Origin of the sequence: Pseudomonas sp. xss_4 (assembly GCF_043104125.1) — a bacterium.
GTDB classification, from domain to species: Bacteria; Pseudomonadota; Gammaproteobacteria; order Pseudomonadales; family Pseudomonadaceae; genus Aquipseudomonas; species Aquipseudomonas parafulva_B.
This window is the reverse complement of sequence record NZ_JBICKJ010000078.1, coordinates 83,080-107,767: the sequence shown is the minus strand read 5'-3', so window position 1 is coordinate 107,767 and position 24,688 is coordinate 83,080. Positions and strand designations below refer to the sequence as shown.

General features: G+C 61.1%; 20 protein-coding genes, 2 tRNA genes and 1 pseudogene. 6 read left to right on the top strand and 17 right to left on the bottom strand.

The window, feature by feature from the left end; genetic code table 11:
* Positions 1–568: 568 nt before the first annotated feature.
* The 6 genes from ACF8GB_RS17305 to ACF8GB_RS17280 all read right to left on the bottom strand — a co-directional run bounded on the left by ACF8GB_RS17305 (position 569) and on the right by ACF8GB_RS17280 (position 7,079).
* The gene (locus ACF8GB_RS17305; RefSeq protein WP_058638002.1) at positions 569–1,336 is read right to left on the bottom strand and encodes an SDR family oxidoreductase; all 768 of its coding nucleotides are present in this window, start codon (positions 1,334–1,336) and stop codon (positions 569–571) included.
* A gap of 645 nt (positions 1,337–1,981) precedes the next feature.
* Positions 1,982–2,698, bottom strand: coding sequence for an ABC transporter ATP-binding protein (locus ACF8GB_RS17300; protein WP_058638001.1), 717 nt, complete (start codon positions 2,696–2,698; stop codon positions 1,982–1,984).
* Complete coding sequence (locus ACF8GB_RS17295; RefSeq protein ID WP_023532980.1) at positions 2,695–3,570, bottom strand: ABC transporter ATP-binding protein; 876 nt, start codon at positions 3,568–3,570, stop codon at positions 2,695–2,697. Before ACF8GB_RS17295 ends, ACF8GB_RS17300 begins: the two co-directional genes overlap by 4 nt.
* Positions 3,567–4,868, bottom strand: coding sequence for a high-affinity branched-chain amino acid ABC transporter permease LivM (gene livM / locus ACF8GB_RS17290; RefSeq protein ID WP_392527359.1), 1,302 nt, complete (start codon positions 4,866–4,868; stop codon positions 3,567–3,569). Before livM ends, ACF8GB_RS17295 begins: the two co-directional genes overlap by 4 nt.
* A 2-nt stretch (positions 4,869–4,870) precedes the next feature.
* A complete protein-coding gene (locus ACF8GB_RS17285) occupies positions 4,871–5,785 on the bottom strand; it encodes a branched-chain amino acid ABC transporter permease (RefSeq protein WP_023533025.1) in 915 nt (304 codons plus the stop codon).
* Between the two features lie 157 nt (positions 5,786–5,942).
* Positions 5,943–7,079, bottom strand: a complete 1,137-nt coding sequence (locus ACF8GB_RS17280) for a branched-chain amino acid ABC transporter substrate-binding protein (protein ID WP_058637999.1) — start codon at positions 7,077–7,079, stop codon at positions 5,943–5,945.
* Between the two features lie 485 nt (positions 7,080–7,564).
* Here ACF8GB_RS17280 and pncB point away from each other — a divergent pair, with 485 nt between their 5' ends.
* Together pncB and nadE are read left to right on the top strand one after the other, a co-directional pair.
* On the top strand, positions 7,565–8,770 hold the full coding sequence (pncB, locus tag ACF8GB_RS17275; RefSeq protein ID WP_145253664.1) for a nicotinate phosphoribosyltransferase: 1,206 nt from the start codon (positions 7,565–7,567) through the stop codon (positions 8,768–8,770).
* A 4-nt stretch (positions 8,771–8,774) separates the two neighbouring features.
* Positions 8,775–9,602: an ammonia-dependent NAD(+) synthetase gene (nadE, locus tag ACF8GB_RS17270; RefSeq protein WP_058637997.1), complete on the top strand. Its 828-nt coding sequence runs from the start codon at positions 8,775–8,777 to the stop codon at positions 9,600–9,602.
* Between the two features lie 55 nt (positions 9,603–9,657).
* Here the strand turns inward: nadE and azu are convergent, their stop codons facing one another.
* The 9 genes from azu to rnr form a co-directional block, all read right to left on the bottom strand.
* Positions 9,658–10,107, bottom strand: a complete 450-nt coding sequence (gene azu, locus ACF8GB_RS17265; protein WP_058637996.1) for an azurin — start codon at positions 10,105–10,107, stop codon at positions 9,658–9,660.
* Positions 10,108–10,457: 350 nt separating this feature from the next.
* Positions 10,458–12,758: a YgiQ family radical SAM protein gene (locus tag ACF8GB_RS17260; RefSeq protein ID WP_078477912.1), complete on the bottom strand. Its 2,301-nt coding sequence runs from the start codon at positions 12,756–12,758 to the stop codon at positions 10,458–10,460.
* Positions 12,759–12,941: 183 nt separating this feature from the next.
* The gene (dnaB, locus tag ACF8GB_RS17255) at positions 12,942–14,339 is read right to left on the bottom strand and encodes a replicative DNA helicase (RefSeq protein ID WP_023532900.1); all 1,398 of its coding nucleotides are present in this window, start codon (positions 14,337–14,339) and stop codon (positions 12,942–12,944) included.
* A gap of 113 nt (positions 14,340–14,452) precedes the next feature.
* On the bottom strand, positions 14,453–14,899 hold the full coding sequence (gene rplI, locus ACF8GB_RS17250) for a 50S ribosomal protein L9 (protein WP_012316464.1): 447 nt from the start codon (positions 14,897–14,899) through the stop codon (positions 14,453–14,455).
* 20 nt (positions 14,900–14,919) lie between these two features.
* Positions 14,920–15,783, bottom strand: coding sequence for a hypothetical protein (locus ACF8GB_RS17245; RefSeq protein ID WP_392527357.1), 864 nt, complete (start codon positions 15,781–15,783; stop codon positions 14,920–14,922).
* Positions 15,784–15,816: 33 nt separating this feature from the next.
* Positions 15,817–16,047 (bottom strand): 30S ribosomal protein S18, encoded by a 231-nt coding sequence (gene rpsR, locus ACF8GB_RS17240; protein WP_003249563.1) that lies wholly within the window; start codon positions 16,045–16,047, stop codon positions 15,817–15,819.
* Positions 16,048–16,075: 28 nt separating this feature from the next.
* Positions 16,076–16,501, bottom strand: coding sequence for a 30S ribosomal protein S6 (rpsF, locus tag ACF8GB_RS17235; protein ID WP_021783885.1), 426 nt, complete (start codon positions 16,499–16,501; stop codon positions 16,076–16,078).
* A gap of 291 nt (positions 16,502–16,792) precedes the next feature.
* Positions 16,793–17,539 (bottom strand): 23S rRNA (guanosine(2251)-2'-O)-methyltransferase RlmB, encoded by a 747-nt coding sequence (gene rlmB / locus ACF8GB_RS17230; RefSeq protein WP_023532995.1) that lies wholly within the window; start codon positions 17,537–17,539, stop codon positions 16,793–16,795.
* Positions 17,536–20,118, bottom strand: a complete 2,583-nt coding sequence (gene rnr / locus ACF8GB_RS17225; RefSeq protein ID WP_058605823.1) for a ribonuclease R — start codon at positions 20,116–20,118, stop codon at positions 17,536–17,538. Before rnr ends, rlmB begins: the two co-directional genes overlap by 4 nt.
* A 271-nt stretch (positions 20,119–20,389) precedes the next feature.
* On the opposite strand from rnr, the gene ACF8GB_RS17220 reads away from it, so the two are divergent.
* From ACF8GB_RS17220 to ACF8GB_RS17205, 4 genes are all read left to right on the top strand, one after another.
* Positions 20,390–20,476: transfer RNA gene (locus ACF8GB_RS17220), tRNA-Leu, on the top strand.
* A gap of 86 nt (positions 20,477–20,562) precedes the next feature.
* Positions 20,563–20,649 (top strand) — tRNA-Leu (locus ACF8GB_RS17215).
* Positions 20,650–20,891: 242 nt separating this feature from the next.
* Positions 20,892–21,905 (top strand): extracellular solute-binding protein, encoded by a 1,014-nt coding sequence (locus ACF8GB_RS17210; RefSeq protein WP_058637993.1) that lies wholly within the window; start codon positions 20,892–20,894, stop codon positions 21,903–21,905.
* The gene (locus ACF8GB_RS17205; RefSeq protein ID WP_196124453.1) at positions 21,905–23,470 is read left to right on the top strand and encodes an iron ABC transporter permease; all 1,566 of its coding nucleotides are present in this window, start codon (positions 21,905–21,907) and stop codon (positions 23,468–23,470) included. Before ACF8GB_RS17210 ends, ACF8GB_RS17205 begins: the two co-directional genes overlap by 1 nt.
* Before the next feature lie 14 nt (positions 23,471–23,484).
* Here ACF8GB_RS17205 and ACF8GB_RS17200 read toward each other — a convergent pair whose 3' ends face one another.
* Together ACF8GB_RS17200 and ACF8GB_RS17195 are read right to left on the bottom strand one after the other, a co-directional pair.
* Positions 23,485–24,189, bottom strand: a complete 705-nt coding sequence (locus ACF8GB_RS17200; RefSeq protein WP_392475052.1) for a methyl-accepting chemotaxis protein — start codon at positions 24,187–24,189, stop codon at positions 23,485–23,487.
* A gap of 201 nt (positions 24,190–24,390) precedes the next feature.
* Positions 24,391–24,603 (bottom strand): annotated as a pseudogene (locus ACF8GB_RS17195) (methyl-accepting chemotaxis protein); the annotation flags it as partial.
* Between the last annotated feature and the right edge of the window lie 85 nt (positions 24,604–24,688).

Below are 24,688 nucleotides of genomic sequence, written 5' to 3'. Positions count from 1 at the left end.
ATGGCGAAAAGGTGAATAAGCGTCGCCATCGCAAATGGACTATGCTCTCTTTCGATACCCACGCCAAAGCAATCCAAACTTGAAACTTGAAACTTGAAACTTGAAACTTGAAACTTGAAAGCGTGGGCGCGCACAGCAAGTTGGTATTCATTGGCGCGGGTGGCGCACAGTCACCTTTCCGCCCTTACGGCGGCTCACTTTTTGTCTTGTCAAAAAGTGAGCAAAAACCGCTTGCTCCTGTCATCCGGCCCCTGCGCTGCGCTTCGGGGTCCCCTCGCTCCGGGCTCGCTCCCGGGAGAACCGCGCTGCAGGCCCCATCCTGGGGCCCAGCGCTTGACGGGCATCCATGCCCGTCACCTCCCTCCGCAAGCCCTGCGCTCGGCCTCCTGAAGTCGCGATCTGCGGCGCCTGAACTACCGCGCGCTTAGAAGCAAAAGCAACGGCAACGGCAACGACTACGACAACGACGACGGCCATTCAGGTTCGCGAACAGCACGTCCGAATACGGCAGGGTTGCGCGGGGAACTCGCCAGTTGACGAGATCATTCCCACCGAGAAAGACACCAAATTACCCCTTCGCCGAGCGATCAATGGAGAACCCAGCCCAGTCCTGGCTTACCGGCATCAGTTCCAGGCTGTTGATGTTGATATGCGCCGGCTGGTTGAGGATCCAGAAGATGGTCTCGGCAATGTCCTGTGGCTGAATCGGCTCGGCACCCGCGTAGGTAGCATCGTACTTGGCCTGGTCACCGCCAAAACGCACCAACGAGAACTCGCTCTCGCACAAGCCAGGCTCGATGTTGCTCACCCGCACGCCAGTGCCGCGCAAGTCGCACCGCAAGCTCAACGAGAACTGGCCGACAAACGCCTTGGTACCGCCATAGACGTTGCTGCCCGGATAGGGATAATTACCCGCCACCGACCCCACGTTCAGGATGGACGCCCCCCGCCCGTGGGCAATCAAGCGCGGCAGCAGCAAGCGCGTGGTGTAGATCAGCCCCTTGATGTTGGTGTCGACCATGGTTTCCCAGTCGTCGAGGCTGCAATTCTGTGCCGCGTCCACCCCCAGCGCTAACCCGGCGTTGTTGACCAGCCCGCGAAGCGTGTCGAAACCCGCTGGCAAGTTGGCGATGGCCTGTTCCATCGCCTGGCGATCACGCACATCCAGCACCAGGCCATGGACTTCGGTTTGCGCTGACAATTCGGCACACAAGGCATCCAGGCGGTCCTTGCGGCGCCCAGTGAGCACCAGCTTCCAGCCCGCCTCGGCAAACCGGCGGGCAGTGGCCTCGCCAAAGCCGGACGTGGCGCCTGTGATGAAGACGGTCGAAGTCATGCAGTGTTCCTCACGTAAGAGATCCTGGGTTAACCCGAAGCATGCCCGTGCTCGATGCGCCGGGCAAGTCGCCATACGCACTGATCGTTTTTTGACCACACCGCTGAAGGCCGCGTATGCACTGGGCTGCAGCCACCTATGCGCACCTTATCCACAAGCCTTTCCCCGCCAATTGGGGGCAACGGCCGCACCCGGCGGAACCCTTTCAGCGAACCACGGTCTCGTCTGACTTTTTCACTAGGGCCAGATCCTTGGCCACATGCTGCTTCCAGACGTCTGTCCAATGCTTTTCCACAATTTTATCCACAGACATCTGACCTTATGACATCACACTTAAAAAGTACTAGTCAGATAGGCATAGCACCACCCAGCACGCCCATGGTCAAAAAATGATCAAACCTGTGAAAGCCTTTGATTCAAGGGCCTGCAGAAAGATGCCACCATGTTTTCCACAGGCACCTCCACACGAATGGTGGACTAAATCAAGTTGTGGGTAACCGAGGGCGGCCTGTCGCCTCGCGCCTGTGCATAAGCCCGAGGTCATGGCAGTTGTCCACATGAGGACTGGCCTGTTGAGACGTGCAGGAAGATGCTTTCGAGCGCTGACCAGCCCCGATTGGCTCAAGGCTGGACGACCATCAGGGCTCAGTGCCCGCCCAGATAAGCACTGCGCACCTCTTCATTGACCAACAACTCCTGGCCCGTACCCGTCATGCGTATCTGCCCGTTGACCATCACGTAAGCCCGGTCGGACAGCTTCAACGCATGGTTGGCGTTCTGCTCGACCAGGAAGATGGTCATGCCCGTCTTGGCCAGCTCGCGCAGGGTGGCGAAAATCTGCTTGACGACGATGGGCGCCAGCCCGAGCGAAGGCTCATCCAGAAGCAGCAGTCGAGGCCGGCTCATCAGGGCGCGGGCGATGGCCAGCATCTGCTGCTCACCCCCCGACATGGTCATGGCGCGCTGGTTGCGTCGCTCCTTGAGGCGTGGAAACAATGCATACATCCGCTGCATGTCCTCGTCAGCATGCTTGTCGCCGATGGGGATGGTGCCCATCATCAGGTTTTCTTCGACACTCATGTCCGGGAACACCCGCCGCCCTTCCGGCGATTGAGCGATGCCATTGGCGGCGATGTAGTGCGAGGACTTGCGGGTGATGTCGGTGCCCCGGTAGAGGATCTGACCGGAAGCGGCGCGAGGTTGCCCGAAAATGGACATCAACAAGGTGGACTTGCCCGCCCCGTTGGCACCGATCAGGCTGACCGTCTCACCTTCGTCGATGTGCATGGACACCTGCTTCAGGGCCTGGATGGGGCCGTAGAATACATCCAGGTCCTTCAATTCCAGAATGGGTGCAGTCATATCAGCTCCTCTTCGTCGGCACCCAGATAGGCAGCGATCACTGTCGGGTTGTTGCGGATATCCTGGGGCGCGCCCTCGGCGATCACGTTGCCGTGGTCCAGTACGACGATGTGGTCGGAAATGCTCATGACCATGCCCATGTCATGCTCGATCAGCACCACGGTGATGTCATGTTCGTCGCGCAGGACCCGCACCATGCGGCTCAACGCTTCGGTTTCCTGAGGGTTCAGGCCCGCGGCAGGTTCGTCCAGGCAGATCACCTTCGGGCGGGTGCACATGGCACGGGCGATTTCCAGGCGTCGCTGCTGGCCGTAGGACAGTTCGCCGGCCAGGCGGTTGGCGCAGTCGACCAGGTCCACCACCTCCAGCCAATAGAACGCATGGTCAAGCGCGTCGCTCTCGGCCTTGCGATACCCCTTGGTGTTGAGCACGCCAGCCAACAGGTTGCGGTTGACCCACATGTGCTGGGCCACCAGCAGGTTCTCGACGACGGACATTTCCTTGAACAGCCGGATGTTCTGGAACGTCCGGGCCAGGCCGGCCCGGTTGACCAGGTGGGTGCCGCCAAACATCTTGTAGTACAGCCGGCTGGCGAACCGTGATGGCGAGACGAAGTCCGCCGCCTGGAAGCGTTCGCCCAGCAATTGGATGACGTTGGTATGGCTACCCCGCGCGTTGAGCTCGATCCGCCCGCCGCTGGGCTTGTAGAAGCCGGTCAGGCAGTTGAACACCGTGGTCTTGCCTGCGCCGTTGGGGCCGATCAGGGCGAAGATTTGGTTGCGCCTGACTTTCAGGCTCACATCGCTGAGCGCCTTGATGCCACCGAACTGCATCATCAGGTGGTCTACCGAGAGAATGATGTCGTCGCTCATGGCGCCACTCCTTTACGCGGGATCACACCGGACCGGCTGATGCGGATCAGCCCGCGCGGTCGCCAGATCATCATCAGCACCATTAGCACGCCAAACAGCAGCACCCGGTACTCGGAGAAGCTGCGCAGCAGTTCTGGCGCAACAGTGAGCACGAACGCGGCAATCACCACGCCGACGGTCGAACCCATGCCGCCCAGTACCACGATGGCCAGGATCAGCGCTGACTCGAAGAAGGTGAACGAGGACGGGTTGACGAAGCCTTGGTAGGTGGCGAAAAACACCCCCGCCAGCCCCGCCGTCGAGGCGCCCAGGGTGAACGCCGAGAGCTTGACCAGCACATGGTTGAGCCCCATGGAACGGCAGGCAATCTCGTCTTCGCGCAGGGCCTCCCAGGCGCGACCTACCGGCATGCGCGTCAGCCGGTGCTTGATGTACAGCACGGCCAGCACCACCAGGAACAGTACCGCGTAGATGAACACGAACTTGAGGTTGGGGTTGTAATCGATACCCATGAACTCGTGGATAGGCACGCCCCCGTCCTTGGCCCGCCGCCCGAACTCCAGGCCGAGGAACGTCGGCGCCGGGGCCGGCATGCCGTTGGGGCCGCCAGTGAACGACAGCCAGTTGTTGAGCACCAGGCGAATGATTTCGCCAAAGCCCAAGGTAACGATGGCCAGGTAATCGCCGTGCATGCGCAACACCGGAAAGCCCAGGATGCACCCGGCCAGGGCCGCGGCAATGGCCGCCAAGGGCAGCACGCTCCAGAAGCCAAGCCCCAGGTACTGGTAGCCCAGCGCCAGGCCATAGGCACCGATGGCATAGAACGCGACATAGCCCAGGTCCAGCAGCCCGGCCAGGCCAACCACGATATTCAGGCCAAGACCCAGCAGCACGTAAATCAGCCCAAGGATCACCACCGTCAGCAAGTACTTGTTGGCAAAGATCGGGAAGATGATGGCGATCACGATGAGCGCAGGAATGATGTAGCGCAGCCGCGACTTGTAATCTGGCGGGTTCACATGCACGCCCGAGCCGCCATTGTCGAAGCCTTGCAGCATGCGCCGGCCGGCAGCGGTTTGCAGGTAGAGGCTGAGCAGGAAGCGCCCAAGCATCACACCGCCGACCAGCCACGCCACACGCCGCGGTTCGGCGTTGAAGCTGTAGCCGTCGAGCACCACACCGACGACCGGGCCGAACACGATGAGCGCCAGCAGCCCTGCCACCAGGGTTTCCACTACGCTGCGCTTGAGATCGAAGCCTGTCTTTTGGGGAACGGATACGGATTTGGCAATGGACATGGTCACACCTTAGCCACGAGTGGGCGACCCAGCAGGCCTTGGGGGCGGAAGATAAGGATCAGCACCAGCAGCGAGAAGCTGAAGACGTCCTTGTAGTCCGAGTTGATGAGCCCGGAGAACAGCGATTCGGAGATGCCCAGGATGATGCCGCCAAGCATCGCGCCAGGCAGCGAGCCAATACCGCCGAGTACCGCGGCAGTGAAGGCCTTGATGCCGATGATGAAACCGGCATAGAAATCGAAGGTGCCGTAGTTCATGGTGATCAGTACGCCCGCCAGCGCCGCCATCACGGCACCGATGACGAACACATAGGAAATCACCCGGTCGGTATTGATGCCCAGGATCGACGCCATCTTGCGGTCCTGCTGAGTGGCCCGGCACATGCGCCCCAGCTTGGTGTACTTGATCACATAGGTCAGCAGGCCCATGCCAACGAAGGCCGCCACCAGAATGAAGATCTTGGTGTAGGTCAGTTGCACGAAGCCGCTGCCCACCTCGACGCGCCAGGCGCCTTCAAGCAGGGTTGGTACCCCCTGTTGCCGCGCACCTTGGCTGATTTGCGCGTAATTCTGCAGGATCAGGGAAATGCCGATGGCACTGATGAGCGGCGCCAGGCGGGTGGAGTTGCGCAAGGGTTTGTAAGCGATGCGCTCGATGGTGAAGCCGTATACCCCGGTCACCACGATGGTGAACAACAAGGTGCCCAACATCAGCAGAGGGAAGGACTCGACGCCGAAATAGGCCAGCAATGCCAGGCTGATCGCCGCCAGGTAGGCGGAAATCATGTACACCTCGCCGTGCGCGAAGTTGATCATGCCGATGATGCCATAGACCATTGTGTAGCCGATGGCGATCAGGCCGTAGACCGACCCGAGGGTCAGGCCATTGACCAGTTGCTGCAGGAAAATACCATCCATAACGCAATCTCACCTGATCGAGATCGCACCGGTGCTGCCCACGCAGGGCCCGGTACCAGGCAGCCATGGCGCTGCAGCACTGTGCTGATCTTCGGATAAAGACGGGTACCGCAGGGCCGGGCCCTGGGGCTCGCGCCCCAAGTCCCTGGAGCCGTTGTTATTGTTGTTTTTCCAGCTGGTGGTACTTGCCGTCCTTGTCCCACTGGTAGACCACGTAGTCCGACACCGTCAGGTCACCCTTGCTGTCCCACTTCTTCTCGCCCATCACCGTCTGCACAGGGTTGGCCTTCAACCACTTGGCCGCGTCTTCGCCCTTGTTGGACTTGGCGCCGTTGAACGCTGCAGCCAGTGCCTGCAATGAGGCGTAGGCGTAAAGGGTGTAGCCTTCAGGCTCGGTGCCGCCTTTACGGAATTCCTCGACCACTGCCTTGCTGTCGGGCAGTTGACGCGGATCGGCGCCGAAGGTCATGTAGACGCCATCGACGTACTGCGCCCCGCCTGCCGTGGACACCAGTTCGTCGGTGACGATGCCGTCATCGGACATGAACCTCACGTCCTTGAGCCCTTGCTCGCGCAGCTGGCGGACCAGGGGGCCGGCCTCAGGGTGCAGGCCACCGAAATAGACCACGTCGGCGCCGGTGGAGCGGATCTTGGTCACAATGGCGCTGAAGTCTTTCTCGCCTCGGGTCAGGCCCTCGTACAGCACAGGCTTGACGCCGCGTTTTTCCAGCTGAGCCTTGGTCGCATCGGCCAGCCCCTGGCCGTAGGTGTCCTTGTCGTGCAACACCGCTACTTTCTGGCCCTTGAGTACATCGACGATATAGTTGCCAGCGACGACGCCCTGCTGGTCGTCACGCCCGCACATGCGGAACATGGCCGACAGCCCGCGCTCGGTGACCTGCGGGTTGGTCGAGCCGGGCGTGATGGCAATGACGCCTGCTTCGTCGTACACCTCGGATGCCGGGATGGTATTGGAGGAGCAGAAATGCCCTACCACGCCAATGACCTTGTCCTGATCCACCAGCCGGTTCGCTACAGACACGGCCTGCTTGGGTTCGCACGCGTCGTCGCCTTTGACCAGCACGATCTTCTCGCCATTGACTCCCCCGGCTGCGTTGATCTTGTCGGCCGCTGCCTGCGCACCTTTCATGTATTGCTCGCCAAACGCTGCGTTGGCACCGGTCATCGGGCCTGCAACACCGATCTTGACGTCGGCCTGTACATACGAAGAAACACCCATGGCCGTGGCAACGGCCAGGGCGAGGAAACCTTTCCTGTAAAACGTCTGCGACATGAGGTGGTGCTCCTAGAGTTTTTTTGATTGGCACTACAACGACTCAGCCCTGTGCTCTGAGCAAGGGCCGTGCCATTAGATTCGCATCATCTCCAAACACCATCGTGCGTAGGGTGGCGGGCCGGCGTTGGCCGTTTCTTTATTGAGCGTGCAACCGTCTATTCCACCTCAGGTGACACCGATTATCGCGGCGCAGGGCAACCGTAACGGCAGGGCGTTGCAACTGGTGCACGGGCCGATGGGCAACCGACCTGTAACAATTAACGTCACCGAACTGCACACAGCTGGTGCATGACTGCTACAGCCCGCACCTTAACTACACTCGGCACGTGATGTAACGCCGCCTGGTTTGGCTGGTACGACACCGTAGTCAGATTCTTCTGAAGGGTTTCACGCTGCCTTACCTCTCCATCGGCGTCGCAATCACATCGGCATGGCAAAGACTGGCACAATGACCGCCTATTGCCGTTTCTGGAGCCACCTTGATGAGCGAGAGCGCATTCGCCGAGCGCATCGTGCATAACCTGCTCGACACCGATTTCTACAAGCTCACCATGATGCAGGGCGTGCTCCACAACTACCCTGACGCCGATGTCGAATGGGAATTTCGCTGCCGCAATGGCGAGGACCTGCGCCCCTACCTGCACGACATTCGCCAGCAACTCGAGCAGCTTGCCGAACTGACGCTGGATAACGGCCAACTTGCCTTCCTGGAGCGCATCAGCTTTCTCAAGCCTGATTTCCTGCGCTTTCTGAGGTTGTTCCGCTTCAACCTGCGTTACGTGCACCTGGGTATCGACGACGGTCAGCTGGTGCTGCGCCTCAAAGGGCCCTGGCTACATGTGATCCTGTTCGAGGTGCCGCTGCTGGCGATCGTCAGCGAGGTGCGCAACCGTTCGCTGCACCCGCACATGCGCCTGGCCGATGCCCGTGATCAGCTTTACCGTAAATTCGATTGGCTGCGCGCCAACGCCAGCACCGATGAACTGGCCGAAATGCAGGTCGCTGACTTTGGTACCCGCCGGCGTTTCTCCAGCCGTGTGCAGGAAGACGTGGTGCGCGTGTTGCGCGATGACTTCCCGGCCCGCTTCGTCGGCACCAGCAATGTGGACCTGGCCTGGAAACTCGACATCAAGCCGCTGGGCACCATGGCTCATGAATGGATCATGGCCCATCAACAGTTGGGCCCGCGGTTGATCGACAGCCAGATCGCCGCACTCGATTGCTGGGTGCGTGAGTACCGGGGGTTGCTGGGCATCGCCTTGACCGACTGCGTGACCATGGACGCCTTCCTGGGCGATTTCGACCTGTACTTCGCCAAGCTCTTCGATGGGCTGCGCCACGACTCCGGTGACCCTGTGCTCTGGGCCGAGAAAGCCATTGCTCACTACCAGCACCTGGGCATCGATCCGATGACCAAGACGCTGGTGTTCTCTGATGGGCTGAACCTGCCCCGGGCGCTGGAAATCTTCCGTGCCCTGCGCGGTCGCATCAACGTAAGCTTCGGTATCGGCACCAACCTGACTTGCGACATTCCGGGCGTAACGCCGATGAGCATCGTGCTTAAGATGACCGATTGCAACGGCGCACCGGTGGCCAAGATTTCAGACGAAGCGGCCAAGACCCAGTGTCGTGACGAGAACTTCGTCACCTACCTACGTCACGTTTTCAAAGTCCCCAGCAAGGAGTAACCCCATGCAAGCGGTTCAGCAAGAGATTGCCCAGGCACTCAAGGTACAACCGCCGTTCGCCGACGCTGCCGCCCTCGAGGCCGAAGTGACCCGGCGGGTAGCGTTCATCAAGGACTGCCTGGCCAATGCAAGGCTCAAGACCTTGGTACTGGGCATCAGCGGCGGCGTCGATTCGCTGACCGCAGCCCTGCTCGCCCAGCGCGCCATCAATGAGTTGCGTGATGAAACCGGTGACAAGGGCTATACCTTCATCGCCGTGCGCCTGCCCTATCATGTCCAGCACGATGAGCATGATGCACAGGCGTGCCTGGACGTCATCAAGCCGGACGAGACGCATACCATCGACATTGCCCCGGCCGTCAAGGCACTGGCAGGCGAAACGCAGGCGTTGAAAAACGGCTCGCCTACGCTCGTGGATTTCGTGGTGGGTAACATCAAGGCCAGGATGCGCATGGTTGCCCAGTACACCATCGCAGGCGCGCGCGCAGGCCTGGTGATCGGGACCGACCACGCAGCCGAGGCGGTCATGGGCTTTTATACCAAGTTCGGCGACGGCGCCTGCGACCTGGCGCCGCTCAGTGGCCTGGTCAAGCATCAGGTACGCGCCATCGCGCGCCATTTCGGGGCGCCGGAGTCACTGGTGGAGAAAGTGCCTACCGCCGACCTCGAAGACCTCGACCCGGGCAAGCCAGACGAAGCGGCCCACGGGGTTACCTACCAGCAAATCGACGCATTCCTGCATGGCCAGGAAATCGATCAAGCTGCGTTCGATGTCATCGTTGCCAACTACCGCAAGACCCAGCACAAGCGCGAACTGCCGTTCGCCCCTTGAATACGCAATTGGGGCCGCGTTGCGGCCCCAATTCGTGTTCTACCGCTTGGTGACATCACTTGACCACAACTTTGCCTTTCATCATCGCGATGTGACCTGGGAAGGTGCAGAAGAAGCTGTAGTCACCGCCGGCTTCGAGCTTGGCGGTGTCGAACGTCACTTCAGTTTCCTTCTCTGGCGCGCCGATCATCTTGGTGTGGGCGATGATGGCGGCGTTGTCGGCCTTGATGTAGTCCTTTTCCAGACCCTGACTCATGCCTTCGGTGGCGATGCCCTGCATGTCGGCCGTCTTGCTGATGACCAGGTTATGGCCCATGACGTTCTTCGGCAGGTTACCGGAGTGAGTCAGTTTGACGGTGAATTCTTTGCAGCTCTTGTCGACCGTAATTTCCTTGGTGTTGAAGGACATCTGGTCAGTCGAATCGACAGTTACCGAACACTCGGCGGCGAAGACAGAGGCGCTGGCGAGGGTCAGCAGGGATACCGCTACAGCTTTCGCAAACATCGTGAATCTCCTTGGCAGGGTTTTATCAACAGCGAGACTGCCTGAAACCGTCCAGCCCCTGGGTGACGTGCGTCAAGGGGATGTCAATGGGCCAGTCAGTTGAATTGTTCAATGGATTGTATACAACCAATCTAAGGGCACATCATGCCCTTTTAATAGACGATGGGACAACCTCTCATTTAGGAGCAGTACCAAATGCCCATGTCCAGTTTCTTGAACAGCCTGCTCGCTGCCTATGCCCACGCTGCCACAGGCGCGATCTGCGAGTTCTCGCGCCCCGAGTGATGCCGTTGTGCAGTGATCGAGTAACCCTTTGTTGCTGAGGAAGGGGCCGCCAGGCGGCCCGGGGTTTAGCGTGGGATGACTGGCTGGCGCGGCTTCTTCCCGCCTTTGCCACCCTTGGCCGACTCCTTGCGCTCCTTGGCCGCCTGCTGGTTGCGGGCGAACGCCTCCGCCTTGGCCTTCTCACGCTTGTCCCATGGCTTGCTGCCATCGCTGGCACGCGGCGGCAGGCCGGTGTGCTGGGTCAGGATCTTTTGGTCCTTGCCCACCTTGTGGCTACCGGCAGGCGTCGAGTTCTTGCGTCGGGCGCTCTGGTAGGTATCGGATTGCGGCTGGTGCAACGGGATCAGCTGATGCTTGCCTGGCCCGATCAGGTCGGCACGCCCCATGCGCTGCAGCGCCTCGCGCAGCATCGGCCAGCCCTTGGGGTCGTGGTAACGCAGAAACGCCTTGTGCAAGCGACGCTGCTCGTCGCTCTTGACGATATCCACGCCCTCGCTCTTGTAGGTCACCTTGCGCAGCGGGTTCTTGCCCGAGTGATACATGGCTGTGGCAGACGCCATCGGCGAGGGGTAGAACGCCTGCACCTGGTCGGCACGGAAACCGTTGCCCTTGAGCCACAAGGCCAGGTTCATCATGTCTTCGTCGGTGGTGCCGGGGTGCGCCGCGATGAAGTACGGGATCAGGTACTGCTCCTTGCCCGCCTCCTTGGAGAACTTCTCGAACATGCGCTTGAAGCGGTCATAGCTGCCAATGCCCGGCTTCATCATCTTGTCCAGCGGGCCACGCTCGGTGTGCTCCGGGGCAATCTTGAGGTAGCCACCCACGTGGTGGGTCACCAGCTCCTTGACGTACTCCGGCGATTCCACCGCCAGGTCGTAGCGCAGGCCCGAGGCGATGAGGATTTTCTTCACGCCTGGCAGCGCACGGGCCTTGCGATACAGCTCGATCAACGAACTGTGGTCGGTGTTCAGGTTCTCGCAGATACCGGGGAACACGCACGAGGGCTTGCGGCAGTGCTTCTCGATTTCCGGGCTCTTGCAGGCGATACGGTACATGTTGGCGGTAGGGCCGCCGAGGTCCGACACCACGCCAGTGAAGCCTGGCACCTTGTCGCGCATCTCCTCGATCTCGTTGAGGATCGATTCGTGCGAACGGTTCTGGATGATGCGCCCTTCGTGCTCGGTGATCGAGCAGAACGTACAACCGCCAAAGCAGCCGCGCATGATGTTGACCGAGAAGCGGATCATCTCGTAGGCCGGGATGCGCTCCTTGCCATAGGCAGGGTGCGGCACGCGCGCATAGGGCATGCCGAACACGTAGTCCATTTCCTCGGTGCTCATGGGAATGGGCGGTGGGTTGAACCACACGTCCACTTCGCCATGTTTCTGCACCAGGGCGCGGGCGTTGCCTGGGTTGGTCTCCAGGTGCAGCACACGGTTGGCATGCGCATACAGGACCGGGTCGTTACGCACCTTTTCGAACGATGGCAGGCGAATTACCGACTTCTCGCGCGTCACGCGCGGGCTGTCCAGTATCTGCACCACCTTGGCTTCGTTCGGGTCTTCCTGGTCGCCCTTGGCTTGTTCGATGGCGCAGGCCTGGGTGTCCTGGGTGTTGACGTACGGGTTGATGATCTTGTCGACACGCCCCGGACGATCGATACGGGTGGAGTCGATTTCGAACCAGCCGTCCGGGGTGTCGCGCCGCACGAAGGCCGTGCCACGCACATCGGTGATCGACTCGATCTTCTCGCCGTTGGACAGCCGTTGTGCCACCTCGACCACGGCACGCTCGGCATTGCCGAACAGCAGGATGTCGGCGCTGGCGTCGATCAGGATCGAGTGGCGCACCTTGTCCTGCCAATAATCGTAGTGCGCGATGCGGCGCAAGGAGGCCTCGATGCCGCCCAGCACGATGGGCACGTGCTTGTAGGCTTCCTTGCAACGCTGGCTGTACACCAGGCTGGCACGGTCAGGCCGGCTGCCCGCCAGGCCGCCCGGGGTGTAGGCGTCGTCGGAACGGATTTTCTTGTCGGCGGTGTAGCGGTTGATCATCGAGTCCATGTTGCCGGCAGCCACACCGAAGAACAGGTTGGGCTCGCCAAGCTTCATGAAGTCGTCTTTGGACTGCCAGTTCGGCTGGGCAATGATGCCTACGCGAAAACCCTGGGCCTCCAGCAACCGGCCGATGATGGCCATGCCGAACGACGGATGGTCGACGTAGGCGTCGCCAGTCACGATGATGATGTCGCAGGAATCCCAACCGAGCAGATCCATCTCCTCCCTGCTCATCGGCAGGAAAGGTGCTGGCCCGAAGCATTCGGCCCAGTACTTGGGATAATCGTAAAGTGGTTTGGCTGCTTGCATATCAGTGACCGGCTCTGGTGTGCAGGGAAATCGCGGGCGCGGAGAATAGCACAAATTTTAACCAAATCCGACTGGATTCGTGGGAATTGACAGGCGTGCGATGATTGGGGCGTGACACCTCGCGGGGCACGTTCGCCCCACGGTGCAGGTGATGAGGTACGTCTGGTGAAGCAGAAACAGGTGCTATTCGTCGTCGTCGAAGTTGTACATGCCCGGCGCGAGGTTCTCGAAGCGGGTGTACTTGCCGATAAACGCCAGGCGCACAAAGCCGATAGGCCCGTTACGCTGTTTACCGATGATGATTTCCGCCACGCCCTTGTGCTCGGTCTCCGGATGGTACACCTCGTCGCGGTACACGAACATGATGACGTCGGCGTCCTGCTCGATTGCACCCGATTCACGCAGGTCGGAGTTCACCGGACGCTTGTTCGGACGTTGCTCCAACGAACGGTTGAGCTGCGAAAGGGCAATGACCGGGCAATTGAATTCCTTGGCCAGGGCTTTGAGCGAGCGAGAGATTTCGGAAATCTCGTTCGTGCGGTTGTCACCGGAAGATCCGGGAATCTGCATCAACTGCAGGTAGTCGACCATGATCATGGCGATCTCGCCGTGCTCGCGTGCCAGGCGCCGGGTGCGCGCGCGCATCTCTGATGGGCTGATGCCAGCGGTGTCATCGATGAACAGCTTGCGGTCGTTGAGCAGGTTTACCGCCGAGGTGAGGCGTGGCCAGTCGTCGTCGCTCAATTGACCGGAGCGGACCTTGGTCTGGTCGATACGACCCAGTGAGGACAGCATACGCATGACCAGCGATTCGCCTGGCATTTCCAGCGAAAACACCAGCACGGCCTTGTCGGTCCGCAGCACGGCGTTTTCCACCAGGTTCATGGCGAACGTGGTTTTACCCATCGAAGGCCGGCCCGCCACGATGATCAGGTCGGCCGGCTGAAGGCCGCTGGTTTTCTCGTCCAGGTCGGTATAACCGGTGGAAATACCGGTGATGTCGCTGTCGGAGTTGAACAAGGTATCGATGCGGTCGATGGCCATGGTCAACAGGTCGTTGACCCCTACCGGGCCGCCGGTCTTGGGTCGCGCCTCGGCGATCTGGAAGATCTGCCGCTCGGCGTCGTCGAGGATTTCCGCCGCATCACGGCCTTGCGGATTGAACGCATTGTCTGCGATGTCGGTACTGATGCTGATCAGTTGCCGCAGCGTGGCCCGCTCGCGAATGATCGCGGCGTAGGCCTTGATGTTGGCCACCGAAGGCGTGTTCTTGGCCAGTTCGGCCAGGTACGCCAGGCCACCGACCTGCGTCGATAAGCCTTCCTTGTCGAGCTGCTCGTGCAGCGTCACCACATCGAACGGCTGGTTGGCGTCGGCCAACTTGTGCACGGCACGGAAGATCAGCCGGTGGTCATGCCGGTAGAAGTCACCGTCCGACACCTGATCCAGCACCCGCTCCCAGGCGTTGTTGTCCAGCATCAGACCACCGAGCACGGCCTGTTCGGCCTCGATGGAATGCGGCGGCACTTTCAGGGCTGCGGTTTGCAGGTCGAGCTGTTCGGAGGTAGTGATCTCGTTCATGGCCACGAAAGAATTCTGGAGGATGAAAAAGACAAAGGGCACGGCCTGTCGAAGACAGGACCGTGCCCGATGTTAACCGGCTGACACCTGAGGGGCCAGCCAGTCAGCGCAGCTTAGGCAGCTACGACGACCACGCGTACGGTGGCTTCAACGTCGCTGTGCAGGTGCACGGCTACGTCGTATTCGCCAACCTGACGGATGGTGCCGTTCGGCAGACGAACTTCAGCTTTGGCCACTTCAACGCCGGAGGCGGTCAGGGCGTCAGCGATGTCGTGGGTGCCGATCGAACCGAACAGCTTGCCTTCGTCGCCAGCGGTGGCAGTGATGGTCACTTCCAGCTCGGCCAGTTGGGCAGCGCGGCTTTCAGCCGACGATTTACGGTCTGCAGCTGCTTTTTCCAGCTCGGCGCGACGCTCTTCGAACGCAGCCAGGTTGGCGGCGTTGGCAACGGTAGCCTTGCCGAATGGCAGCAGGAAGTTACGGCCGTAACCAGCCTTAACTTTTACTTTATCGCCCAGGTTGCCCAGGTTGGCGACTTTTTCCAGCAGGATCAGTTCCATTTGGTAAAACCTCTTAACTTTTAACCTTCACCGTTCGCGGAGTCATTCCCTTTGGGGGACTTGCGACCGCGAAAATCAATCAGGCTGTCGACAATGGCCAGGACCACCAGCAACGGGTAAATCAGCTGCATGATCAGCGGCAGCGTCACGTACATCCCTACCAGCCAGAAACCGGCCAGTCGGCCCTGCGCCACGAGCCCATGCATCAAAGCGATGCCGGCCAGCACCAGTACCAGGCTCGAAGCCGATGCCAGGATGATGAACTGCGGCCCGATGAACGGGGCCACCACCATCACTGCCACCAGGGCCACCATGGTCTGTTTCGGCAGCTTCAGGGCACGAAACTCGTGACCGAAGCCTTCAGGGTTGTACAACGCTGCCTGCCAATAGCGCGCTAGCACCAAGGCCAGCACGCAGAACAACTGCACTGTCACCGCTGTGGAAGTGACCAGCAATGGGCGGATCACTTCACCGGAGAGCACCGGCTGCCCTTCTACTTGCGGCATGGCTTCGGCAAACGCCTTGGCCAGCGCATCGAAGGTAGGGGCCAGCGCCAGATCGAGCACGAGGCTGAACGCCACGGCGAACACGGCACTGACCACCAACACCCGACTCCAGGGATGCTCGGCCCGCAACAGGCCGGCAAGTGCCAGGGCGCCCGCAATCACCATGAAGGTGATCGGATCGCCCATGACCCAAACGGCCAACCCTGCCAGCAAGCCGCCAGCGATGACCGTTGAAGCATCCTTGAACCCGCGCCGCAGCAGCACAAGGCTGCCGGCAGCGGCACTCAACCAGAACAGCAGCGGCAATACCGCGCTGATGACCACCACGAGGGTGGCCTGCACACGACCGCGCATGATGAAACTTGCTAACGCTCGCATGCTAATCCCTTACTGCTTGTCGACGACCCGGTCTCAGCGGCCGTGGCTGTCGGTGTAGGGCAGCAGGGCCAGGAAGCGGGCGCGCTTGATAGCGGTAGCCAGCTGACGCTGATAACGAGCTTTGGTACCGGTGATACGGCTTGGAACGATCTTGCCGGTTTCGGATACGTAAGCTTTCAGGGTGTTGAGATCTTTGAAGTCGATCTCTTTCACGTCTTCAGCAGTGAAGCGGCAGAATTTACGACGACGGAAGAAACGTGCCATTTAATAGGCTCCTCTAAAGGTCCGTGGATTACTCGTCAGCGTTATCGCTGGAGTCGCTGTCATTGCTGTCGTCGCCTTCGGCGGACTCGGCATGCTCAGGACGCTCACGACGCTCACGGCGCTCGCTGCGGTTTTCTTCAGCCTTCAGCATCTCGGACTGACCGGTAACGGCTTCGTCGCGACGGATGACAAGGTTACGGATAACGGCATCGTTGTAGCGGAAGTTGTCTTCCAGCTCGGCCAGGGCCTTGCCAGTGCACTCAACGTTCAGCATCACGTAGTGAGCCTTGTGAACATTGTTGATGGCGTAGGCCAGTTGACGACGGCCCCAATCTTCCAGGCGGTGGATCTTGCCACCATCTTCTTCGATCAGCTTGGTGTAACGCTCAACCATGCCGCCGACTTGCTCGCTCTGGTCCGGGTGAACCAGGAAGATGATTTCGTAATGACGCATGAATGCTCCTTACGGGTTAGTAGTCTGCCAGCGAATCTGGTCAGACAAGGAGTGAATGACACTGGTGTGTCTTGCCAGGGAGTAGAGGCACATGCGCACCTGCCAGCTCGGCAAGGGGCGCAATTGTAGAGAAGGCCAGACAGACAAGCAAGGCAATTGGCGATTATTTGAACAACCGGAAACACTTCGACGCGGCGCCTGTCGCTCCACGGGTGCAGCTGCCTGCATAGGATCAGTTCACGTGGTCAGGTCAGGCTGACGCCCGGCCACAAGACCGGCACGGCCCTGGGCTCAACCCTTGGCCTGACGCTGGCGCACGGCCTCGAACAGGCATACGCCAGTGGCCACGGACACGTTCAGGCTGCTGACGCTGCCGCTCATCGGCAGCTTCACCAGAAAATCGCAGTGCTCGCGGGTCAGCCGGCGCATGCCCTTGCCTTCGGCGCCCATGATCATCACCAGCGGGCCGGTCAGGTCCTGCTGGTAGATTTCCTGCTCGGCTTCGCCAGCGGTGCCGACCACCCATAGGCCCCGCTGCTGCAACTTCTCAAGCGTACGCGCAAGATTGGTCACGGCCACCAGCGGGATCACCTCGGCTGCGCCGCATGCGACCTTGCGCACTACAGGCGTAAGGGTCGCTGACTTGTCCTTGGGCACGATCACAGCCGTGGCCCCCGCCGCATCGGCGGTGCGCAGGCAGGCACCGAGGTTGTGCGGGTCGGTCACCCCGTCCAGCACCAGGATCAGCGGCGGCGTTTCAGTGCGTTCGAGCAACTCCTCGAGCATAAGCTCGCCCCAGACCTGGCTGGGGCTCACCTCGGCCACCACACCCTGGTGCACGCCCTCGACCCAGGCGTCCATCTCACGGCGTTCGGCTTGACCCACGGCCACACGGTTCTCGGCGGCCAAGGCCAGCAGCGCTTGCAGGCGCGGCTCGCTGCGACCCTCTGACAGCCAGATCTGCTTGACTCGCTTGGGATGGTGCTGCAACAGCGCCTGTACCGCGTGAACGCCGTAGATCTTTTCCAACTGACTCATGAATTGCTCTTGCTCTTGCGTGAGGCGCCGGATTTCGACGGCCCTTTACGGTGCTTGGTAGGCTTGCCGGACGTCTTGCTGCCCTTGTCCGACTTGCTGCTGCCGTGGCCGGTAGTGCGGGCCTCGGTCATCAGCGCCTTTTTCATTTCGCGGCTCTTGCGCACCTCGGCGTTGCGCTGCACGGCGTCCTTGGGGAAATACGCCTCGGAGGCTTCGCTCTTGCGGCTGCGCGGCTTGGGCGTGGCCTTGGCCTTCACTTGCTCCGGAGCTTGCTCGGTCGGGGCCGCCGCAGCCGTTGCACCACGCTGCTTGCGACCGATCGGAGCGGCCAAAGTGGCGTCGGCCACCTCGAAGTCGATCTTGCGCTCGTCCAGGTCCACGCGCATGACCTTGACCTCGATCGTGTCACCCAGCCGGAAGCTGCGGCCGGTGCGTTCGCCCGACAGGCGATGATGCACAGGGTCGAAGTGGTAATAGTCGCCCGGCAGCGCACTGACGTGCACCAGACCCTCGACGTAGATGTCGGTCAGCTCGACGAACAGGCCGAAACCGGTCACCGCAGTGATCACACCCGGGAACGTCTCGCCCACGCGGTCCTTCATGTATTCGCACTTGAGCCAGTTGACCACGTCACGGGTGGCTTCGTCAGCCCGACGTTCGGTCATCGAACACTGCTCGCCCAGTTGCTCGAGGGTGTTCTCGTCGTACGGGTAGATACGCGCCTTGGGAATGCTCATGGCACCGGCACGCTTGACGTGCGGGGTATCGACCTTGGAGCGGATCACGCTGCGGATGGCGCGGTGCACCAGCAGGTCAGGGTAACGGCGGATCGGCGAGGTGAAGTGAGTGTACGCCTCGTAGTTCAAGCCGAAGTGGCCGTTGTTGTCGGTGCTGTACACCGCCTGGCTGAGCGAGCGCAGCATCACGGTCTGGATCAGGTGGAAGTCCGGGCGGGCGGCGATGCTCGCCAGCAGTGCCTGGTAGTCCTTGGGCGACGGATCCTTGCCCTTGTGCAAGGACAGCCCCAGCTCGCCCAGGAACGCGCGCAGCTTTTCCAGGCGCTCCGGTGGTGGGCCGTCGTGCACGCGGTACAAGGCCGGCACGTTATGTTTTTGCAGGAACTCTGCCGTGGCCACGTTGGCGGCCAGCATGCATTCCTCGATCAGCTTGTGCGCATCGTTGCGCACGGTCGGGCGAATTTCCGCGATTTTGCGGTCTTCGCCGAAGACGATGCGAGTTTCCTGGGTCTCGAAGTCAATGGCACCGCGGGTGTGACGGGCCTCGAGCAGGACTTTGTACAGGTTGTAGAGGTTCTTCAGGTCCGGGACGACTTCCTTGTATTCCTCGCGCAGCGCCTTGCCTTCACGGGTGCGTGAATGCTCGAGCATGCTGCTGACCTTGTTGTAGGTCAGGCGGGCGTGGGAGTGGATGACCCCTTCATAGAACTGGTAGTCGACCATTTGCCCGGCCTTGTTCATGGTCATTTCACAGACCATGGCCAGTCGATCGACATGCGGGTTCAACGAGCACAGGCCGTTGGACAACTCCTCGGGCAGCATGGGCACCACGCGCTCGGGGAAGTACACCGAGTTGCCGCGCTGCTGGGCTTCCACATCCAGCGCCGAGCCCAGGCGAACGTAGCTCGACACGTCGGCGATGGCCACATAAAGGCGCCAGCCACCGGAGAACATCCGCAGCTTGCCCAGCGGTTCGCAGTAAACGGCATCGTCGAAGTCGCGCGCGTCCTCGCCGTCGATGGTCACGAAAGGCAGGTGGCGCAGGTCGACGCGCTTTTCCTTGTCCTTGTCTTCGACTTCGGAGCGGAACTTGCGGGCCTCCTTGATCACATCCTTGGGCCAAACGTGTGGGATATCGTAGCTGCGCAAGGCAACGTCGATTTCCATGCCCGGCGCCATGTAGTTGCCGACCACTTCCACCACATCGCCTTGTGGCTGGAACCGCGCCGTCGGCCAATGGGTGATCTTGATCTCGACGAACTGGCCGATCTTCGCGCCACCGTTGCGCCCGGCCGTGACCAGCACTTCCTGCTGGATCTTCGGGTTGTCGGGGGTCACGTAACCGATGCCGCCCTCCTCGAAGTAGCGGCCGACCACGCTCTCATGGGCGCGGGAGACAACCTCTACCAGTACGCCTTCGCGGCGACCACGGCGGTCGACGCCAGATACGCGAGCCAGGGCGCGGTCGCCATCGAATACCAGGCGCATCTGCGACGGGCTCAGGAACAGGTCTTCGCTACCGTCGTCGGGAATGAGGAAGCCGAAGCCGTCGCGGTGGCCGGAGACGCGACCGCAGATGAGGTCCAGCTTGTCCACCGGGGCATAGGTGCCGCGCCGGGTGTAGATAAGCTGGCCGTCGCGCTCCATGGCCCGCAGGCGGCGACGCAGTGCTTCGATCTGGTCTTCTTCGTGCAGACCGAACTCTGCCGCCAGCTCCTCGCGCGCGGCCGGTTCGCCACGGTCGGCAAGGCGCTGCAGGATCAGCTCACGGCTGGGAATGGGGTTGTCGTATTTTTCCGCTTCGCGAGCGGCCTCGGGATCGAGGGATTGCCAATCGGCCATCAGAAGGGGTTCACCTTGGGGTATATAGATAGGAATTCTGGCATAGGCGTATTGAAACCGGAAATGTCAGCCTTGGACAGCCCCCTGAGGAGCGCTCGGCAATCGGCAATAGGCCCATGAAATCAACAAGTTGAATTTTTTGAGATTTTTTTTGATCGAGGGCTTTACAGCCCTTGGGAGCATCCGTATAGTGCGCACCACGACGACGGACAACCCCGAAGTTGTAGTAGAGATGAGCGGCGCTGTAAAGCATCTTTTATCTCGAATGTGTGCCCAGGTGGCGGAATTGGTAGACGCGCTGGTTTCAGGTATCAGTGGCTTAACGGCCGTGGAAGTTCGAGTCTTCTCCTGGGCACCAAAATTTTCAAGTAATAGATGACCAAGGATCTGTTACTACTGTGTGAAGCGAACAATAGTCGCCTTCATCAGATGATGTAAAGCTTTGCCCAGGTGGCGGAATTGGTAGACGCGCTGGTTTCAGGTATCAGTGACTTAACGGTCGTGGAAGTTCGAGTCTTCTCCTGGGCACCATACAAAAACCCACTAGCTTGCTAGTGGGTTTTTTCTTGCCTGAAATTCAGCACCTTGGCCGCGCCCTCCCGTGCTTTCGGCCTTCTGCAAGACGGTGCACAAGACCCAACGCCCCGCCCCTTCCGATGCATGCATAAGCCCACGTAACCCGCTCAATGAATTTATCGTCACCTCGCCACATGAGAAACGATTTCGTTTACCATTGTTTCCGAATATGTAGCCGTAAGCGAGGAAGTACCCGCATGACGATCCGCCCGCAACCGCTGATGCGCACCCTGGCCGCCGCCGTATTGAGCCTGGTCATCGGCGCTCCGGCCGCCATGGCAGACGCGCCGGTCACCTTGACCATGTACAACGGTCAGCACAAGGAAATCGGCGAGGCCATCGCCAAGGCTTATGAAGCCAAGACCGGCATCCATATCAATATTCGCAAGGGCAGCAGCAACCAGCTGGCCAGCCAGATCATCGAAGAAGGCGAGCGCTCGCCGGCCGACATCATCTATACCGAAGAGTCGCCACCCCTGAACAACCTGGGTGAATTGGGCCTGCTGGCAAAGATCGATGATGCCACGCTCAACATGCTGCCCAAGGAATACGTCGCCGCCAACGGCACCTGGATGGGCGTGACCGCGCGGACCCGGGTGGTGGTGTACAACCCCAAGAAAATCGACGAGAAGGACCTGCCGACCACGGTGATGGACTTCGCCAACCCTGAATGGGACAGGCGTGTTGGCTTCGTGCCCACCAGCGGGGCTTTCCAGGAGCAGGCGGTAGCCATCCTGAAGATGCATGGTCGCGAGGCAACGGAAGAATGGCTGACCGGCCTGAAGGCCTTCGGCAAGACCTACACCAACAACATGGTCGCCCTCAAGGCCGTGGAGAAAGGTGAAGTGGACGCGGTGCTGGTCAACAACTACTACTGGTACGCCTTGGAGCGCGAGCGTGGCAAGCTCGATTCCAAGCTGTACTACCTGGCCGACGGCGATGCCGGCAACCTGGTGACCATTTCGGGTGCCGCGGCCGTGAAGGCCAGCAAGCACCCCAAGGAAGCCCAGGCCCTGCTCAACTGGATGGCCAGCGAAGAAGGCCAGCGCGTCATCACCCAGACGACAGCCGAGTACCCGCTGCACAAGGGCATGGTCTCCGACCGGGGCCTGAAGCCGTTTGAAGACCTGCGCCCGCCCAAGATCTCGCCTGCCGACCTGGGCAATGCCGAGGAAGCCATCGAACTGGAACGTGAGGTCGGTCTGCTCTAATGACTGCCGCCCTGACCCAGCCGGTGCCGGTACGTTTCGTACCGCGCCGCAAGCGCCCCTCGATCTGGGTGGTGCTGCCCGTGCTTTTCCTGGTGGCGATGAGCGTGCTGCCATTGCTCTACGTGGCCATCAAAGCCTGGGAAGCCGGCTGGCGAGAGGCGCTGTATCTGTTGTGGCGCCCCTATGTATGGGGGCTGATGCGCAATACCTTGTTGTTGATGGTCGGGGTAACCCTGACTTGCATGGTGGTCGGCCTGGCGCTGGCCTGGTTGCTCGAACGCAGCGACCTACCCGGTCGCAGGCTGTGGGGGGTGGTGTTGTGCCTGCCCTTTGCCGTGCCGTCGTTCGTCAGCAGCTTCACCTGGGTCTCGCTGAGCGCTGACTTCGAGGGCCTGGGCGGCGCCATTTTGGTGATGGCCCTGTCCAAGTACCCGCTGATCTTCCTGCCAGTGGCCGCCACCTTGCGCAACCTGGACACCTCACTCGAGGAGTCGGCGCGTACCCTGGGCTGTAGCCGCTGGAGCGTGTACCGGAAAGTCACCCTGCCCCTGCTGTGGCCATCGATGCTCGGGGGCGCCTTGTTGATTGCCCTGCACATGCTCGTGGAATTCGGTGCGCTGTCGATTCTAGGCCTGCAGACATTCACCACCGCCATCTACCAACAGTTCGAGCTGGAGTTCAGCAACGCCAACGCGGCCATGCTCTCTGCCGTACTGCTAGCCATGTGCCTGGTCATGCTCTGGCTGGAGCTGCGGGTACGCGGCAAGGCCCGGCATGTGCGCATCGGCCAGGGCGTGGCACGCCGCGCTCAGCCTATAAAGCTGCGTGGCTGGGCAATACCTGCTCAGTTGTTCTGCCTGGGCTTGGCAGTCTTGGGCAGCGGTATTCCATTGGCCATGCTCGGTTACTGGCTCAGCGTGGGTTCCTCCGCAGCGTTCCCCATTGCGGATATTTCCAGTGCACTGCTCACCTCGCTGTCCGTGTCGCTAGGCGGCGCCGGCTTCTGCGTCGTGCTAGCTCTGCCGATCAGCTTCCTGGTGGTGCGCTACAAGGGGCGCCTGGCCATTTGGGCAGAACGCTTGCCGTACCTGCTGCATGCCCTGCCCGGCCTGGTCATTGCCCTGACGCTGGTGTTCTTCGCCCTGCACTACGTGCCGGTGCTGTACCAGACCACGGCGTTACTGCTTTTGGCCTATGCACTGTTGTTCCTGCCTCTGGCCCAGTCCCCTGTACGCACGGCCTTGAACAAGGCCTCCCCTACGCTGGAAGAAGCGGCCCGCACCCTGGGAGCAAGCAGCTTTGCCGCGTTTTGCAAAGTGACCCTGCCGATCATCTTCCCGGCGATGGCAGCGGCCTTCGCCTTGGTGTTTCTGGACGCCATGAAGGAATTGACGGCAACGTTGCTGCTCAGCCCGACCGGCATGACGACCCTTGCCACCGAAGTCTGGGCACACACGGCCAATGTGGAGTTCGCGGCCGCAGCCCCGTATGCGGCGTTGTTGATTGTGGTGTCGGGGTTGCCGGTGTACCTGCTGACAACGCGGATGTACCTGAACCGGGCGTGATGGCCTCAAACGCATCAAGCCCGGAACTGGCCTAGACTCGCCCGAAGCTGCGCCGCCAGATCGTCCAGTACCTTGCTGCTTGCCGTGGTCTGCATCACCACTTCGGCTGAACGCTCGGCCTGGGTATGTATGTTCTGCACCCTGCCGCGCACCGCTTGCGCGCCGTTGGCTTGCTGTTCGGCGGCACGGGTAGCCAGGCCTATCGCCGCATGCACCTGCTCAACGGCAGCCTGTACCGACTGCTGGCGACGCTCGTTGTCACGCAGCACCAGCAGCCCTTCGCTGGCCTTTGTACCCGCCTGACTGATCGTGGCTACCGCCTCCTTCGCCCCTGCCTGCAGTGCGGCAATATGCGCCTGGATATCACCGGTGGAGCGTTGCGTCTTGCTCGCCAATGCCCTCACTTCGTCCGCCACTACGGCAAAGCCACGCCCCGTCTCACCGGCACGGGCGGCTTCGATGGCGGCATTGAGGGCCAGCAGGTTGGTCTGTTCGGCAATGCCATGGATCACCGTCAGTACCACCTCGATCTGCTCACTTTGCTTGGCCAGGCGCTCAATGACCTGGGAGCCTGCGTCCACCTGCCCAGCCAGGTTTTCGATCAGCCCGGCCAGTTGCGTCGAGGTTCGACTGTTTTCGTCGGTGGCCTGGCGGATGTCCACCACTTGCTGCAAGGCGGCCTGCATGGCGTAGCTCTCGGCCTGGGCTTCTTCAGCCATGCTCGACAGGTCGCTCAGGCTGGCCGCCACTTCATCACGTTGCAACGCAGCGGCGGCATCGGCGCCGGCGTTGCGCTGGGCCATGGCGTCGATTTCCACACCGGTGCGCTGGGCCACGTCACCGGCTTCGCGCACGATAGGTTGCAGCTTGTCGACGAAGCGGTTGACTGCAGAGGCCATGTCGCCAATCTCGTCGCAGCTGTCCAGCCGTACCCGCTTGGTCAGGTCGCCTTCGCCCGCCGCCAGGTCATCGAGCGCCGCGATCAACAGGCGCAACTTGCTCACTACACGCCGGCCCAGCACCACGGCCACCACCAACAGCACGCCCAACCCTACCAGCACCAGGCCCAGCCCGATGCGCCAACGCAATTCAGCCGCCGCATCGCGCACGGTTTGCGCTGTATTGTTCTGCATGGCCGCGGCGCTGCCTTGCGCGGCCTCAAGGCGTTCACGCAGGGTCTTGCCACTATCGGCAGCCGCCCCTACCAGGCTGTCGCCA

Bases quoted from the DNA above. Each gene is read 5' to 3' on its own strand.
- rpsR (WP_003249563.1), bottom strand. From the start codon at position 16,047: ATGGCACGTTTCTTCCGTCGTCGTAAATTCTGCCGCTTCACTGCTGAA.
- ACF8GB_RS17285 (WP_023533025.1), bottom strand. From the start codon at position 5,785: ATGGATGGTATTTTCCTGCAGCAACTGGTCAATGGCCTGACCCTCGGG.
- ACF8GB_RS17200 (WP_392475052.1), bottom strand. From the start codon at position 24,189: ATGGCTGAAGAAGCCCAGGCCGAGAGCTACGCCATGCAGGCCGCCTTG.
- ACF8GB_RS17280 (WP_058637999.1), bottom strand. From the start codon at position 7,079: ATGTCGCAGACGTTTTACAGGAAAGGTTTCCTCGCCCTGGCCGTTGCC.
- livM (WP_392527359.1), bottom strand. From the start codon at position 4,868: ATGTCCATTGCCAAATCCGTATCCGTTCCCCAAAAGACAGGCTTCGAT.
- ACF8GB_RS17245 (WP_392527357.1), bottom strand. From the start codon at position 15,783: ATGCGAGCGTTAGCAAGTTTCATCATGCGCGGTCGTGTGCAGGCCACC.
- ACF8GB_RS17295 (WP_023532980.1), bottom strand. From the start codon at position 3,570: ATGAGCGACGACATCATTCTCTCGGTAGACCACCTGATGATGCAGTTC.
- azu (WP_058637996.1), bottom strand. From the start codon at position 10,107: ATGTTTGCGAAAGCTGTAGCGGTATCCCTGCTGACCCTCGCCAGCGCC.
- ACF8GB_RS17300 (WP_058638001.1), bottom strand. From the start codon at position 2,698: ATGACTGCACCCATTCTGGAATTGAAGGACCTGGATGTATTCTACGGC.
- rnr (WP_058605823.1), bottom strand. From the start codon at position 20,118: ATGGCCGATTGGCAATCCCTCGATCCCGAGGCCGCTCGCGAAGCGGAA.
- dnaB (WP_023532900.1), bottom strand. From the start codon at position 14,339: ATGAACGAGATCACTACCTCCGAACAGCTCGACCTGCAAACCGCAGCC.
- rpsF (WP_021783885.1), bottom strand. From the start codon at position 16,501: ATGCGTCATTACGAAATCATCTTCCTGGTTCACCCGGACCAGAGCGAG.
- pncB (WP_145253664.1), top strand. From the start codon at position 7,565: ATGAGCGAGAGCGCATTCGCCGAGCGCATCGTGCATAACCTGCTCGAC.
- ACF8GB_RS17260 (WP_078477912.1), bottom strand. From the start codon at position 12,758: ATGCAAGCAGCCAAACCACTTTACGATTATCCCAAGTACTGGGCCGAA.
- ACF8GB_RS17305 (WP_058638002.1), bottom strand. From the start codon at position 1,336: ATGACTTCGACCGTCTTCATCACAGGCGCCACGTCCGGCTTTGGCGAG.
- rlmB (WP_023532995.1), bottom strand. From the start codon at position 17,539: ATGAGTCAGTTGGAAAAGATCTACGGCGTTCACGCGGTACAGGCGCTG.
- ACF8GB_RS17205 (WP_196124453.1), top strand. From the start codon at position 21,905: ATGACTGCCGCCCTGACCCAGCCGGTGCCGGTACGTTTCGTACCGCGC.
- nadE (WP_058637997.1), top strand. From the start codon at position 8,775: ATGCAAGCGGTTCAGCAAGAGATTGCCCAGGCACTCAAGGTACAACCG.
- rplI (WP_012316464.1), bottom strand. From the start codon at position 14,899: ATGGAACTGATCCTGCTGGAAAAAGTCGCCAACCTGGGCAACCTGGGC.
- ACF8GB_RS17210 (WP_058637993.1), top strand. From the start codon at position 20,892: ATGACGATCCGCCCGCAACCGCTGATGCGCACCCTGGCCGCCGCCGTA.